Origin of the sequence: Alteromonas sp. Cnat3-28 (genome assembly GCF_022348265.1) — a bacterium.
Lineage (GTDB): Bacteria > Pseudomonadota > Gammaproteobacteria > Enterobacterales > Alteromonadaceae > Alteromonas > Alteromonas macleodii.
Genome location: NZ_JAKREY010000002.1, coordinates 328,960 through 342,747, shown reverse-complemented (window position 1 = coordinate 342,747; position 13,788 = coordinate 328,960). Strand labels below are relative to the sequence as shown.

The 13,788-nt window shown below is 45.5% G+C and carries 15 protein-coding genes; 8 read left to right on the top strand and 7 right to left on the bottom strand.

Annotated elements, in window-relative coordinates:
• Nucleotides 1-91 precede the first annotated feature (91 nt).
• Both MHM87_RS03620 and MHM87_RS03615 read right to left on the bottom strand, forming a co-directional pair.
• Nucleotides 92-676 carry a DUF1285 domain-containing protein gene (locus tag MHM87_RS03620; RefSeq protein ID WP_061486859.1) on the bottom strand — a complete coding sequence of 195 codons (585 nt, stop codon included), beginning with the start codon at nucleotides 674-676 and terminating at the stop codon, nucleotides 92-94.
• On the bottom strand, nucleotides 663-1,523 hold the full coding sequence (locus MHM87_RS03615) for a DUF3014 domain-containing protein (protein WP_014977825.1): 861 nt from the start codon (nucleotides 1,521-1,523) through the stop codon (nucleotides 663-665). Before MHM87_RS03615 ends, MHM87_RS03620 begins: the two co-directional genes overlap by 14 nt.
• Nucleotides 1,524-1,904: 381 nt before the next feature.
• Between MHM87_RS03615 and MHM87_RS03610 the strand changes: the two genes are divergently transcribed.
• Nucleotides 1,905-2,297: a hypothetical protein gene (locus MHM87_RS03610; protein ID WP_014977824.1), complete on the top strand. Its 393-nt coding sequence runs from the start codon at nucleotides 1,905-1,907 to the stop codon at nucleotides 2,295-2,297.
• Nucleotides 2,298-2,387: 90 nt separating this feature from the next.
• Nucleotides 2,388-2,696, top strand: coding sequence for a DUF6482 family protein (locus MHM87_RS03605; RefSeq protein WP_014951422.1), 309 nt, complete (start codon nucleotides 2,388-2,390; stop codon nucleotides 2,694-2,696).
• Between the two features lie 174 nt (nucleotides 2,697-2,870).
• Here the strand turns inward: MHM87_RS03605 and MHM87_RS03600 are convergent, their stop codons facing one another.
• From MHM87_RS03600 to MHM87_RS03585, 4 genes are all read right to left on the bottom strand, one after another.
• A complete protein-coding gene (locus tag MHM87_RS03600; protein ID WP_239257795.1) occupies nucleotides 2,871-4,238 on the bottom strand; it encodes an AarF/ABC1/UbiB kinase family protein in 1,368 nt (455 codons plus the stop codon).
• A 375-nt stretch (nucleotides 4,239-4,613) separates the two neighbouring features.
• Complete coding sequence (locus MHM87_RS03595) at nucleotides 4,614-5,033, bottom strand: hypothetical protein (protein ID WP_168463731.1); 420 nt, start codon at nucleotides 5,031-5,033, stop codon at nucleotides 4,614-4,616.
• A 284-nt stretch (nucleotides 5,034-5,317) separates the two neighbouring features.
• On the bottom strand, nucleotides 5,318-5,902 hold the full coding sequence (locus tag MHM87_RS03590; RefSeq protein ID WP_239257794.1) for a DUF6702 family protein: 585 nt from the start codon (nucleotides 5,900-5,902) through the stop codon (nucleotides 5,318-5,320).
• Nucleotides 5,892-8,354: a M1 family aminopeptidase gene (locus tag MHM87_RS03585; RefSeq protein WP_014980757.1), complete on the bottom strand. Its 2,463-nt coding sequence runs from the start codon at nucleotides 8,352-8,354 to the stop codon at nucleotides 5,892-5,894. The genes MHM87_RS03590 and MHM87_RS03585 overlap by 11 nt, the downstream gene beginning before the upstream one ends.
• Nucleotides 8,355-8,547: 193 nt before the next feature.
• Between MHM87_RS03585 and proB the strand changes: the two genes are divergently transcribed.
• The 4 genes from proB to MHM87_RS03565 all read left to right on the top strand — a co-directional run bounded on the left by proB (nucleotide 8,548) and on the right by MHM87_RS03565 (nucleotide 12,143).
• Complete coding sequence (gene proB / locus MHM87_RS03580) at nucleotides 8,548-9,648, top strand: glutamate 5-kinase (protein WP_014951417.1); 1,101 nt, start codon at nucleotides 8,548-8,550, stop codon at nucleotides 9,646-9,648.
• A gap of 125 nt (nucleotides 9,649-9,773) precedes the next feature.
• The gene (locus MHM87_RS03575; protein ID WP_239257793.1) at nucleotides 9,774-10,211 is read left to right on the top strand and encodes a thioesterase family protein; all 438 of its coding nucleotides are present in this window, start codon (nucleotides 9,774-9,776) and stop codon (nucleotides 10,209-10,211) included.
• Between the two features lie 3 nt (nucleotides 10,212-10,214).
• Nucleotides 10,215-11,231, top strand: a complete 1,017-nt coding sequence (locus MHM87_RS03570; protein WP_343213310.1) for a D-2-hydroxyacid dehydrogenase — start codon at nucleotides 10,215-10,217, stop codon at nucleotides 11,229-11,231.
• A gap of 9 nt (nucleotides 11,232-11,240) precedes the next feature.
• A complete protein-coding gene (locus MHM87_RS03565; protein ID WP_239257791.1) occupies nucleotides 11,241-12,143 on the top strand; it encodes an EamA family transporter in 903 nt (300 codons plus the stop codon).
• A gap of 16 nt (nucleotides 12,144-12,159) precedes the next feature.
• Here MHM87_RS03565 and MHM87_RS03560 read toward each other — a convergent pair whose 3' ends face one another.
• Nucleotides 12,160-12,435: a hypothetical protein gene (locus MHM87_RS03560; RefSeq protein ID WP_239257790.1), complete on the bottom strand. Its 276-nt coding sequence runs from the start codon at nucleotides 12,433-12,435 to the stop codon at nucleotides 12,160-12,162.
• A gap of 210 nt (nucleotides 12,436-12,645) precedes the next feature.
• Between MHM87_RS03560 and MHM87_RS03555 the strand changes: the two genes are divergently transcribed.
• Nucleotides 12,646-13,152 (top strand): sigma-70 family RNA polymerase sigma factor, encoded by a 507-nt coding sequence (locus MHM87_RS03555; RefSeq protein WP_275443097.1) that lies wholly within the window; start codon nucleotides 12,646-12,648, stop codon nucleotides 13,150-13,152.
• Nucleotides 13,145-13,765, top strand: a complete 621-nt coding sequence (locus MHM87_RS03550; RefSeq protein ID WP_239257788.1) for a hypothetical protein — start codon at nucleotides 13,145-13,147, stop codon at nucleotides 13,763-13,765. The genes MHM87_RS03555 and MHM87_RS03550 overlap by 8 nt, the downstream gene beginning before the upstream one ends.
• Nucleotides 13,766-13,788 lie beyond the last annotated feature (23 nt).

Below are 13,788 nucleotides of genomic sequence, written 5' to 3'. Positions count from 1 at the left end.
GTATAACGCAAAACAAAGCGCTGTTAACGGTGCTTTATTGAAGATGAATTACGTTTTGATATGTTCGAAGAGACAGAAGCAACAAAGTAGGCTAGTTGCTTACTTCACCTAAAATAAAGGTGATGCCGTTTGACTGAATACTAAATTGCGTGCCGGCTTCATCCGGTTTTTCATCAGCTTGTTCAAGCAGTTGATAATAGGCATTTTGATGTAGTCTTGCCCACAAGTTTCTGCGAACGCATAGGTAGGGAATGGGCGTTGCCTCTGGATCTTGTATGGCTTTAGGCGGAACGCGAAGTTCGAGCTGATCAGCACGCTCTAACCTTACAATGTCGCCTGTTTGTGTGGTAAACACATAGGTGCTGTCACTTGCTGATTCACCCTGTTCTCTATGCCATTGAGTTACAAGAAAAGGTGTGTCTTCAACGGTAATGCCTACTTTCTCTACAGGAGTAACTAAGAAGTACTTTTCACCTTCCCGCTTTAACACCGAAGCAAAAAGCTGAACCAAGCTTGCGCGCCCAATTGGACTGCCTTCATAAAACCATCTTCCATCAAGCGCTATAGTTAGATTAATGTCACCGCAAAAATCGGGGTTCCATTGTTCAACAGGAGGTAAAGGGCGCGCTTTTGACGACGTGCCCTTAAGCTGCTGCTGAAATCTAGTTAGATCCACGCTCTTCAACCAATACTTTCAGTTCGCGTAGCTTTGCCTTTATGCGACGCATGTTATCTGGGCCAGTACGAAGAAGTTGTTTCTGTGGCTCGTTTAAACTCTCTAGACGATCATCAGCATACTTGTAGGCGACCGAGTCGGTGTAAACCTCTACAGGAACCGGCACTTCAGGTGTATCAAGAAGCTGATCAATCGCTTCTAGCAATACGCTGTTGAAGTCTTGGTCAGGGCTTCCAATTTCGGCGTACTTCGCCTGAATGTCGTCTTTATAAATACCGTATATGTTAAGCAGTGCTTCGTTATTGAATGACTCCAACATATCTACGTATGGTGTATAACGTTTATAGCTTGCTGCATCAATCCATTGCTTGCCTGCTTGAGAGTATACGCGGAAGTTTTGCTCAGGTGGCGTTAGTAACTGGTGATTAGGCGCCATTTCATCATTTGCTAGATTCGTAACCGACACCACAAAGCGTTGAATTAGACCTTCATCAACCAGCATGCGGTTAACGGTTTCTTCGCTCGCAGACGAACTCTCAATAAGTGAAGCTTTCACCGCAGGATCGCTGGTATCCAGAGGTTCCGGTTCTGGTTCAACTGGCTCTGGAAGCGGCTCAACCTCGTCTTTTTCCTCAAGCTCTACTGTTGGGGCTGGCTGAGTAGGCTCAAATACTTCAGGCTCTTCTGGCGTAGTCACTTCAGGTTCAGTCACTTCGGGCTCAGGCGTAACTACTGGCTCAGGCTCATCGTCGCTGGGCCAAAACACAACAGCCAGAATAACAACAAGAAGGATGCCTACAATGATAAAGTGTGGGCCTAACGATTTCTTTTCCGACGATTCGCTCATAATGACTCCGCTACAAAACTATCCTTTTGGTAATACTACCAGAGATAACACCCAAATTTAGAAAATCAATCAAGAGAAATGTTCCCTTAGATTGTAAATTCCTTATTTTGAACACTTTTTAACGTAAAAAAGTCACTTTCCGATTTCTTTTTATACAAATTTAGTGGAAAACCCTCATTTTTTCTTCTCATTCACATTCGATATTATGTAAATGCAAAAATTATTTTTAAACAAATGTTTAACAAGTTGGGTTTGTGTACTAATGTGTTGATTAGTCATTGAAAAGCAAATGCTAGCTCGTTGTTATCTATAATAATTAGTGAATATTTCGAGCCTCACGACCCCGTTTCAACTTAAATGTGCCCTTATAGGATAATTAGCGTGAGTAAGTTTAGACAGTATCACCCTAAATTACACCGAGCAGTAAAACGCTACAGTGTTATGCAGCATCTAATCATGCTGGGAGTAATGCTTTATCTCCTTTTAAATATCAATAACTTGTCAACTAAGCATCAGATCATTGCTGTAGCGACTGTCATTGTTATGAGTATACAAAATGGCTTTATACTGTCTAAAGCGAAAGTCGCTTTAGCTGTTGAAGGCCCTAGGTTGCTGGTATTTCCATTACTATGGATTGCTTCTGGAATGGGAACGGCGGCGTTCCTATACAGTGCCTGCTCTCTTACATCCTTGCTGGTGTTGGCAAATGCAGTACGGTTTAAAAACCACCGACCTCCGCTAGATCTATCTAATGAACCTGAGCACCTTGCTTAACGTATATATTTTGCTTTTTCGCCCTAACTTCCGTCATTAAATAAGAATATAGGGCGTGCAAGGTGCATACTTGGTTCATGAGGTAGAAAAATGCAGAAGTTCTATTTTCGAGATATTGAAGAGTCACCAACCGCGATAGATTATCTGGAAGTTCAGTCGTATGAGATGAATGTTTACCTGGTTTATCTCACTATCGGCAGTCAAAGTGGCATGCTTTACGACAACAAAGATAAGCCCATGCGTTTTTTTAGTGCCGGCCACATTCGCGAAGCCTTCGCGCATTGCCATGTTCAGCAGGCGGTAATGAAGCACGATACGCCTTACGATGAAATGATTGGCAACCCGCCAAAAAGTAAAGAGCAGATGGCGTTACCGTTCAGCATGGATTTGCCTTACTAGACTGTTGTGCGAGTGCTATAGGCTTTTGAAGTGGGTCCTATTTGAGTTCTGTAAGGTCGCAGCGCAACGTTTTCACAGTAAAACATGACACAGCACCACAAAACCGATACAAACGATAGATAAGCTGTGTATTAAGTAGTTCCTTACTCGCTTAACACACCAACGAAGTGCAGGTTATAGATTCAGCCATGTGCCTGCTGCCTTTCGCATATCTACTTTAGCTTTCAATCGTTTAGCCAACAGAAATAAGCCACCTAGCTTCCTGTGTATAAACAGGGCATCTACTGGCGGCGTATGCCAAAAATTGTGCTCCATAGTCAGCGCCATTCCCTTTTCGTGAAGCCTTGCAATAAGATCGCTTTGTCCAAAGTCATAAGCGCCCTCGCAGCGAATCGCTTCACACGCCTCCATACCAATGTTTATGACGGCGTCGACTTGCGTTTGAGAGTGGCTTTCGTCAATTAATCCTATGCGAAACGCGGCTTGCTGCATCATCGCTCTATCGTTGGCTGCGGCGCTGTTGAGTAACGATTGATACTGGGCTGAAATGGCGTCAGGCACATCCCGTGTAGCACCAAAATCTAACAGAACGATTTCTTTTGCATCGGGTTTAAACTGGTAGTTGGCTAAGTTAGGGTCGCTCTGCAGCAGCTTAAAATGAAAAATTTCATTAAAAAATAAAGTCATTAGCGCCGTCATCACGGCATCTCGGACGTCCTGAGGTTCGTTTAATAGCGCATCTAAGTCTTGCGCCTCTATGAAATCCATCGCTAACACGGTACTGGTGGTAAGGGGAGCAAAGGTTTGCGGAATGACAAACGCATTATTCCCTTTGCATAGGATGTCGGTGCTTTCAACCAGCGCGCGATAACGGTTGAGCATGTCAGCTTCTCGCACATAATCAGCTTCTTGGTGAAGCTGTGCTTTAGCCTCTTGTAAAAGCGGGTTGATATCTAATGATTTAGGTACCAAGCCAGTAAGTTTTATAAGTGTAGCTACGTTGTCTACATCGCTATCTATGCTTTTTTTCACGCCAGGATACTGCACTTTTACTGCTAACATCCGACCGTCCATCGTAATGACTTTATGCACTTGGCCAATAGAGGCCGCAGCTATAGGGGCAAAGGAAAAGTAAAGTAAGTCATCTTGCCATTTTTCGCCCCAAGACTGATTCAACGTGACAATTAGCTGGTCTTTCGGCATAGGGTCAGCATCATCCCGTAATCGCCCTAAAATTACCGCAAGCTCTTCGGGGAGAAAATCTCCTGCATCCATTGAAATAAGCTGCCCGAGCTTCATAGCTGCACCACGCATACTGGCAAGCTGATCTGCAATGTTTGAAATGTTTTTGGGCGTTAAGAGCAGCGAAGACAACGCGGGCTTCTCGCCCTTTAACAGTTGTCCTGCACCTTGTGATACTACGTTACCTGCAATTCTACCTGCCAGTGAGCCCAAGCGGCCTATGCGCGATAAACGCGACGACGGTACCGCTCTACTAGAACGGGTTGGTGATTCAGCGGATTTATTGGGCTTCTCTGCCATAGGCTCACTCAGTTTTATTAAGGGCGAAGGGTAACGTTTGGTTTTTTTATTGGCTAAACATAACCTAAAAAAGTAACTGGAGTTTATAAATTATACTGTGGGACAAAACGTCTGGATCGGGTTTCCAGCCAAAAGTCATTGAGGACCTGTTGACCATTGCTGTACATCAAAGATCAACAGGACTTAATGTTTAGGAAGTGAGGTTGCCACAGGGCAATCAACGGATAAGACACCTGTTTAAACAGAAGTCTGATTTAAAAGCGCCGTTTAGATTGCCCATAATGTACTTAAAAGAAATGTGTACTTACCGTTCCTAGTCGCTCAGCGGTTTCTAACTAGGCAAGTTGTACAAGGCAATTGTAAAAACACTGTGTGCTAGATTATCTGTGAAATAAATTGAATCACTAGTCCGACAACGCTTCCATAAGCAAACCCAGCCCAGCCACTTGTCGCTCTATAACGCCAAAGAGCTGCACCAAAAAAGCCACACCAAAGCATGGCAGAATAGGTGGAAACAAGGCCGCCGCCCATTCCTGTATCTGGCAAAAACAGCATGACGACAAAGGTTAGCGCCATTGCGCCACTTAACAGCACCCACATGATATTTTTCTTATCAGCGAAAGCATTGTTTTGTTTGACGTTCTTTGCATCGGCATCTTGCATTTGCTGCGCACCTTCTGCTTGAACAGCGCACTGAGCTGCTTTGGATGCACGTAGTTTTCGTGCACTACGCTCACTTCTTGATTGGGGTTTCTTGACCTGTGAAGGCAACGGTGATGCAGCGCTATGGGTCATGATGTACCTCATTAACTGAATTTAGTAACTGTTTATCCATAATTAAGGTAGAGCATGCATGCCAAGATGACTATACGACTTCGGTCTCACACGACAATTAGAAAACGTGTTTTAGGATTTTCCCTATTCGAATGCGGCGCTCGAATTAGAGGGGGCAAAGGCTGAGGAAGGCATACTTTATCTACAATAACACCGTGAAGCACGTAAACAAAAAAGCCCACCCGCAATCACTGCCGTTTGACAAGGAATGCGGGTGGGCTTTCACAAACTTATACCGTTAGGTATTAGTGATGGTCGCTATTTTGGCTTTTGAAGCTTACTTCCAGCAAATTTACGCTATCAGCAAAGGTCAGGGTTTTGATATCACCCTTGCCTTCTACATTTAGCGTATTCACTTGTTTTGGCCACAAGTCACGCAATGCATCATGGCGAATTTTAATGCCTTCAAGTATCGGTGGCTCAGCAGTTTCCTGATAAACCCAAAAGTGCTTACCTTCAACTTCAAAGCCAACATCAGCAAGCTTTAATGGCTCGCCTGCTGCATTTAAAATTGCAAAGTGGTGGGCGACGTAATCAGCGAATTGTTGCTGCGTTTCTATGTCGTCCATAATATCTGCGTGCTTGTCGAACAGCGCCTTAACCGCGTGTTCAGCATCGTGCAAATTAAAGCGGTGCATCACCTCAATATTTTCTGTTCTAGGATTGAACAGTACCGTGGTAATTGCTGCTTTTATTTGATGCGCTTGGGCTGCAGTGCTGTACGACACTGCGCTAACTAATAGCGCAGCCGTAATTGCGAATGCACTTACGCTTGCAAGCAGAGCATGAGCGCTCTGCTGCAAGCGAGCCAAAGACAACTTATTCGTCATCTTTGTCCTCGTCGTCGGTTTTCAGTTCGGTCTTTGAGTCGTGCATAAGGTCGCGGTATTCGTAAGTGTTACGCGGCTTATTCTTATACGCTTCAATACGCGAAGGAATGATACGACGCGGGTAGTGGTTATTTTCCACATCTACGTCTGCGGTTTCCCAGTGCGGATCAACGGTTACGCTTACCAGCTCTTTGTCTTTGTCGGTAACAATAAGCTTGCTTACGGCTTTAGGTGTACGACGCCAGATTTCCGCAGGAATACGCATTTCTTCTTTCGTGCCGTCTTCAAACGTTAGTTCAAGAATGATTGGCATCACCAACCCACCCTTGTTGCTGAAATCTAGCACGTAGTAGTTTTTGTCTTCTTTCACCGCACGCTCAAACGCTTTACGCTCCCAAGGCTCAAGATCTTTCAAGAATTTCTTGTACTTGTTGCGCTCTTTGTTAGTTACGGTGTAACGATCGTTTTCGTCGTAGAAGTCACTGATATCTTCAAAGCGATCTACCCAAAGTTTTTTGCCTTCTTCTTTATTACGAAGGTCGGTAAGTGACTTCGGTTTTTCCATTTCTGCTTCGCGTTCGCGAGCAAAATCGATATCTGGATCTTCAGTGTCTAAACGAAGCTTATATACGCTGTCTAGGCTAATATCTACATGGTCTGTGGTGTAAAACCAACCACGCCAGAACCAGTCTAGGTCAACGCCTGACGCTTCTTCCATAGTACGGAAGAAATCTGATGGTGTAGGACGTTTAAACATCCAACGCTGCGCGTACTCTTTAAATGCGAAATCAAACAGCTCACGGCCAAGAATAGTTTCGCGAAGAATATTAAGTGCTACTGCAGGCTTGGTATAGGCATTTGGGCCAAGGCGAAGTACTGAGTCAGACTGGGTCATAATTGGCACCTGTGTCTGAGACTTCATGTAGCCAGTGATATCACGTGGCTCAACGCCCCAAGGGATCGTAGGATCCCACTCGCGACCGGCAACGCCGTCTAGGAAGCTGTTCAGACCTTCATCCATCCATGTCCACTGGCGCTCGTCAGAGTTAACTGTCATAGGGAAATAGATATGACCTACTTCGTGAATAACCACACCAATAAGGAAACGTTTCTCAGCAAGCGAGTACGTGCGTGAACCATCGTCACGAAGCTCTGTACGCGGGCCGTTGAAGGTGATCATGGGGTATTCCATGCCGCCAACTGGACCATTTACTGATTGGGCTACTGGGTATGGGTAATCGAAGCTAAAGCGGCTATAAACATCCATGGTGTGGATGATTGATTCTGTAGAATACTTCTGCCATAGCTCGCCACCTTCTTTCGGGTAGAAAGACATAGCCATTACCAATGGTTGAGTGTCACCGCCTTGCTGATAACCTCGCGCATCCCACGCAAATTTACGCGAAGAGGCCCATGCAAAGTCACGTACGTTTTCTGCCTTAAAGGTCCAGGTTTTAAGCTTAGTCGTGCCTTCTTTTTCGTTCTCGATTGCTTCTTCTGGTGAAACAATGAATACGATACGGTCAGCTTTTTCTGCCTTTTTCAGACGGTCGCGCTGTGTTTTAGTTAACACGTCTTTCGGGTTTTGAAGCACACCCGTTGACGATACGATGTGGTCAGCCGGAACCGTAATATCTACTTCGTAGTTACCGAATTCTAGCGTGAACTCGCCACGGCCAATAAACTCTTTATTGGTCCATGCTTCGTAGTCGGTGTAAGCCGCTAGACGAGGGAACCACTGTGCTAGCAAGAAGATGTCGTTACCGCCTTCACGTTCGTCATCTGGGAAATGCTCGTAACCTGCACGTGCTGAAACCGCGTCTTCTTCAACAATGTTAAACGCAAAATCGATATCAAACGTAACTTTGCTGCCTGGCTTCAACGGTTGAGCCAAGTCAACACGCATTAAGGTGCCAACTACTGTGTGACGTAAGTCATTGCCCGCTTTGTCTTCAACTCGAGAAATGGTATAGCCCAGCTCGTTGTCGTCAACAAACTGCTGACGGCGCAATGCACCCATGCTTAGCTTAGCTGGCGCATCGCCGCTAGCAGCTTGCGTACCCGGCCCGCGGTTACCGATACCGCCAAACGTGGTAGTAAGCGCAGACATTGAATCGTCGCGGAATTTGTTTTGGTCAAGCTGGATCCACAAGTACTTAAGCGTGTCTGGCGCGTTGTTGTGGTAAGTAATGGTTTCGCTTGCTTCAATGCGGCGTTTGTCTTCAAGTAGCTTTACGTCAATATCGTAATCTACTTGTTGTTGCCAATATTGGTGGCCTGGCTCACCAGCGGCGTTACGGTATACGTTTGGAGTAGGAAGAACTTCGTCCAGCTGACGGAATTTATCTTCGAAATCGCCTTTAGTTTGTTTAATAGCGGCGGTACTAGGAAGAGAAATCAGCATAGACAACACTGGCGCTAGCCAGAAAAAGTGTCGTTTTGCGGTGCTCATGCAGGTTCCTTGCAACTTGTAAGTTAGAATTGTTATAAGATAACACCGCCTAGTATATAAGTATGCCTGTCACAATCCAATTTTTTGACCGTAAACTAACCATGTTTTAACGCAAAAAAACTGTAACAGATCGTTTTGTTTCGCGCTTTAACTGTCGTATTCTTAAGCTCTTGTTTTCTTTTTTCTTCCCCCTATGAACCGTTTTAATTGGCAACGTGCCGTTATAAAAGTTGGCAGTGCGCTTATTGCTCCTGAAGGCAATGAGTGTAGTGGGCGTTATTTACTGTCTCTTGCTCGATTTATTACTGCTAGTCGCGAAGCTGGCAAAGAAATTATTCTTGTCTCTTCTGGCAGTGTTGCCGCGGGCCGCAGCAAAGTGAAGGTTCGTCACAACGCATCTATTGCAGAAAAACAAGCCATGGCTGCGATTGGCCAGAATTTAATGATGGCCAACTGGCAGCGCTTTTTCGACTTTCCCTGTGCACAAGTATTGTTAACGGCGGATGATCTGCGCGATAGAACCCGCTACGTAAATATTAAAAATACCTTGCGCGAAATTTTGAATCACAATGCGTTACCTATTGTGAATGAAAACGACACCGTAGCAGTCAACGAACTCAAAGTGGGTGATAACGATAACTTGGGTGCTTATACCGCCCTGGTCGCCCAAGCAGACACCCTCATTATCTGCTCAGATATCGACGGTTTATTTACCGCAGACCCAAGAAAAGACGCCAGCGCCACACTCATTCCACAGGTAGATAAAATAGACAGCACTATTTACGGCCTTGCCGGCGGCGCTGGAACAGCGGTAGGAACTGGCGGCATGCGCACAAAAATTGAAGCGGCAGATAAGTGCACCAGTAGCGGTATTCAAACTCTTATTGTCAACGGACGAAAAGGCGAAACCTTCGATGCATTACTTGAAGGTAAAGTGCCGGGAACCCTATTTAATGCTAGTAGCACTCCCGCCAGCGCGCGCAGACTGTGGCTTACCCATACTCTTAAAACCGCTGGCAGAATAGACGTTGATAGCGGTGCGAAAGAGGCGTTAGTGCGAAAAGGCGCGTCATTACTGCCATCGGGTATTGTTGATGTCGTCGGTTTGTTTGAACAAGGCGATGCTGTTGAAGTGGTGTGCCAAGGCGAAGTTATTGCCAAGGGGCTTTGCCTGTATAACGCAAAAGACTTAACGCTTATAAAAGGGAAAAAGTCGAAAGAAATTGCCAGTGTGTTAGGTTATGAAACAACGGATGTTGCCATTCACCGTGACGATATGGTGCTTTACTCATAGCGCTACTCAAAAGAATCGCTGCAATAGACTACCGCACATTAAACATTAATTGGCGTTAGTCGTTCATCGATTTCCATTATTTGCGCCAACAACAAAGCGATACATTTATTCACTAAGGGACGATCATGACTGATATCACACCTACACTTGCCGACTACCCTTACAAAGTCACTATCGCCACGCGTTGGCAAGACAATGATGCGTACGGACATATCAACAATGTTGTGTACTATGGTTTCTTTGATACCGCGGTAAACCGCTTTTTAATTGAAGAAGGTGGGCTAGATATACACAACGGGCAATCCGTGGCGTATGTGGTAAGCAGTCAGTGTCAGTACATTGCTCCGGCAGCCTACCCTGAAGACATTTTTGTAGGGTTGCGCGTTATCAAAATTGGTAGAAGTTCAGTGACTTATGGTCTATCGGTTTATGCCGGAGAGAATAAGCGACGCGTGGCTCATGGCCAATTTGTGCATGTGTTTGTAGATAGAAAAACCGACAAGGCCATTCCTATTCCTGTTAAAGTGAAAACAGCGTTAGAGTCGATTGTGGAAGTAATGTAGAGCATGGTAAAAATGACGAAACACAATGCATCACAAGCGATGAGCAACGGCAAACGAAAGCAGGTTGTCTTTCTAGACGCCGAAACCATGGATTTGCCCAGTCTTGATACTTCTTCACTCGATGACGTACAAAACAATTTCGACGCCGCGATTACGCTTCATCAACAAACTCAAGCCGAAGATGTGGCCGAGCGCATTAAAAATGCCGATGCTGTGCTGGTTAACAAAGTCGTGCTACAAGCCAAAGATTTACAGCAGGCCAGTCAGCTGCGCTATATTGGTGTAACTGCGACCGGCATGAACAATATCGACCGTGATTACTGCGAACAGGCTGGTATTACCGTTCAAAATGTAGAGGGCTACGGCACAGACAGCGTCGCTCAACATACGTTGACCTTGGCACTAAATTTGGCCACCAATTTTGTGACGTATCAGCGCGATATGCGCAACCAAGCATGGTCTGCATCTTCTCATTTCTGCTTACTCAATCATCCCGTGGTGGAATTGGCGGGTAAGCATGCGGTAATTGTTGGGCATGGCGAGCTTGGCAAGCGTGTAGAGGCATTGTTTAAGGCTATGGGTATGCAGGTGAGTATCGCTGCTCGCCCAGGTAAACAAGACGACCCTCGTCCAAGTCTTGCATCGCTTTTACCAAATGCCGATGTGGTAAGTCTTCATTGCCCGCTTACTGAAGCCACCGATAAGCTGATTAATGCCGAGACGTTGTCGCTGATGAAGCCAACCGCTTTTCTCATTAATACGGCTCGCGGCGGTTTGATTGATGAGGAGGCACTCTATCATGCGCTTAAAAACAATCAAATTGGTGGCGCGGGATTAGATGTATTAAGTGTCGAGCCTCCGCCTGTTGATCATATATTGCTTAAAGAGGCACTACCTAACTTGCTGGTAACGCCGCATAATGCGTGGATTGGTAATGGCGCTAGGCAAAAACTGCTAGATAGTGCTATCGACCATTTATCTGCCCACTTATCTTCTTGTTTATCAGCTTCCCAGGGCTAGAACACCGCTATGAATAACGCAACCTTATTTGCTCTGTGCTGCCTGATTTGGGGCTCAACCTGGATAGCCATCACTTACCAAATAGGGCATACCTCTGAAACGTTTGCCATTGCGCTGCGTTATTTATTGGCGTCGGCCTGTTTAGGGATTTACTGTGTTATTAGGCGTTTGCCGCTTAAGCTACCGGTACATGTTCATGTGAAAATGGCCGCAGTCGGTCTCTTTTTATACAGCTTAAATTACACGCTGCTGTATATGGCGCAAGCGCACATAATTAGCGCGCTGTTAGCCCTTATGAGTTCTTGTATTATCTACATTAATGTTGTGCTTCGGCGATGGTGGCTTAAAGAGCCTATAAGAAAAGAAGTGGTTGTAGGTGCTACATTTGGCTTGCTGGGCATTGTGTGTTTGTTTGTGCCGGAGTTTTCCAAAGTCTCCATGGATGCGGCGCTTGCTACCGGCCTCGCCATAGCGTTTGTCAGCTTTTTCTGCGCCTCAACAGGTAACGTTATCTCCGAGCGTATTTTGACCTCGGGTACGCCTGTTATCCAAATGAACTTCTATGCCATGAGCTATGCCATGGTGCTGCTTTTCATCACCTCACTGGCAATGCCGGGTAAGTTGATCATTCCTACCCATACCGAGTTCTATCTGTCGCTGCTTTATCTGGCTATCTTTGGCTCTGTGTTTGCGTTTGGCGCGTACATGAAACTGTTAAAGCAAATGGGCGCTGACAAGGCTGCATATGTGGTCTTGGTATACCCCATGGTTGCACTGGTTATTTCCACCTTTTTCGAAGGCTATACCTGGAGCGTTTTATCTGTGGTTGGGGTGGTCATTGTGCTGGTAGGCAACGCCATTGCAATGGGAAAAATTCCCCGCTTTATGCGTCGCCCACCGGTGTCGAGCTAGGAGCTGGTAAAACCGTTTATTTGAGCGCGTTGATTTTCTTATTCAGTTCGTAAGCAGGCTCGGTAACAATGGTTTCAAGGGTTTCGATTCGCGCCATCAAAGCTCCAATCTGCGCATCTTTTTCCTCTAAACGCTGCTGCTGTTTGTCGGTCAGGCTTTTAACGAACGGGTTGCTGCACTCGCCGTTCATCCAGTCGTTTAGTCGCCACTGAAATTTTGCGTCTAAGTAGCTTGCCAAAAGCACAAGCGACGTCAGGCTGCCAATTAACAAAACTATACTTAACGTAGACATAATTTTTTCCTAATCCAAATTTCAAGGTTGAAGGCTTTTAGGGAAAATGCCCTAAACGCACGTTACTGCACTTACTGTTTTAACTAGTCGTTTGTTGCTTAAAAAAATTACAGCATTGACGAAAAAAGTTTGTAATAAAAATTCGTGGGGGCAGACTGATAGAAGTAACACAATAAAATAACAACAGTTTTTGTGATTAGGGATGTGACGTTGGGGCAGGGTTTTGAAGATGTTTTTGCGCAATACGGGGCAATACTGAGCCGTGTAGCCAACAGCTATGAAGCAAACGAAGCGATGCAGCAAGAATTATTGCAAGAAATTGCTATTGCCGTCTGGCAGGGGCTGTCTCGCTTCAAGGGCGATAGCAGCGTGAAAACCTATATTTTGAAGATAGCTCATAACCGCGCAGTTACTCACGTAGCAAATCAAGTGAAGCGTCTCGATACCCATCAATATGACCACGATGATTTGGGCTCTGACAGGTTCGCGAGTACTACCCATTCACCAGAGGAAATGTCTAGTCAACACCAGTCATTAGAGCGCCTACTTCGCGCGGTACGGGCACTTCCATTGCAGTCAAGACAAGTGCTAACGCTTTCTCTTGAAGGCTTAAGTTACGATGAAATTGCAGACGTCTGTGGTCTGACTAAAAATCATGTTGGTGTGATATTAAAGCGCGCCAAGCAAAGTATCATGCAGGAGCAACCGCATGCATAATTCAGATAAAGAGAATCAAACGAACCCGCCCGTATCAGTAGACGATGCGCAAAATGATGGCCTTTCTGCGCTATGGCAAGCTCAGCCAGTTACGACTATCAACCTCTCGGAAGTAAAAGCCAGTTTAAGCAGTGAGCGAACCAAGCAACGCTGGTATATGTTGGTTGACTCCTTAGCGTTTATCCCAGCGATCTACTTGCTAGTTGTTACTTGGGAAAAGTTCACTTTTGTCGCCCACGCGATGTTTGTTTTTATGCTGGTCACGGCTCTTCCCTTGCTTGTTTATCAGCTGTGGTTAAGAAGAGTGGCTGCATTTTCAAAAGATACTCAAACCGCTGACCACCTAATGCAGCTAATAAAGCAAATTAAGAATAACGTGAAGATTGCTGTAATCACTAAACACTCGACATGGACTGCAGTGTTATTTGGATGTGCCTTTCTGGTGGAGCGCTATTTTTATGGGGAGCTTACCCCAGAGAAAGTTATGAAGATGGCTATAGTTATGACGTCCATGAGCGTTGTGATGCTAGTGTGGTATGTGTGGGCGAGCAAAAGACAAAAGCGTTTTGAGCGTCAACTCGAAACGCTTAAGAAGATGGCACAGCAGCGTTAAGGGCGCATGAGTGCAAAAGTACG

Coding starts and splice junctions, on each gene's coding strand:
- MHM87_RS03585 (WP_014980757.1), bottom strand. CDS start 8,354: ATGAGCACCGCAAAACGACACTTTTTCTGGCTAGCGCCAGTGTTGTCT.
- MHM87_RS03565 (WP_239257791.1), top strand. CDS start 11,241: ATGAATAACGCAACCTTATTTGCTCTGTGCTGCCTGATTTGGGGCTCA.
- MHM87_RS03605 (WP_014951422.1), top strand. CDS start 2,388: ATGCAGAAGTTCTATTTTCGAGATATTGAAGAGTCACCAACCGCGATA.
- MHM87_RS03600 (WP_239257795.1), bottom strand. CDS start 4,238: ATGGCAGAGAAGCCCAATAAATCCGCTGAATCACCAACCCGTTCTAGT.
- MHM87_RS03590 (WP_239257794.1), bottom strand. CDS start 5,902: ATGACGAATAAGTTGTCTTTGGCTCGCTTGCAGCAGAGCGCTCATGCT.
- MHM87_RS03575 (WP_239257793.1), top strand. CDS start 9,774: ATGACTGATATCACACCTACACTTGCCGACTACCCTTACAAAGTCACT.
- MHM87_RS03615 (WP_014977825.1), bottom strand. CDS start 1,523: ATGAGCGAATCGTCGGAAAAGAAATCGTTAGGCCCACACTTTATCATT.
- MHM87_RS03570 (WP_343213310.1), top strand. CDS start 10,215: ATGGTAAAAATGACGAAACACAATGCATCACAAGCGATGAGCAACGGC.
- MHM87_RS03560 (WP_239257790.1), bottom strand. CDS start 12,435: ATGTCTACGTTAAGTATAGTTTTGTTAATTGGCAGCCTGACGTCGCTT.
- MHM87_RS03550 (WP_239257788.1), top strand. CDS start 13,145: ATGCATAATTCAGATAAAGAGAATCAAACGAACCCGCCCGTATCAGTA.
- proB (WP_014951417.1), top strand. CDS start 8,548: ATGAACCGTTTTAATTGGCAACGTGCCGTTATAAAAGTTGGCAGTGCG.
- MHM87_RS03595 (WP_168463731.1), bottom strand. CDS start 5,033: ATGACCCATAGCGCTGCATCACCGTTGCCTTCACAGGTCAAGAAACCC.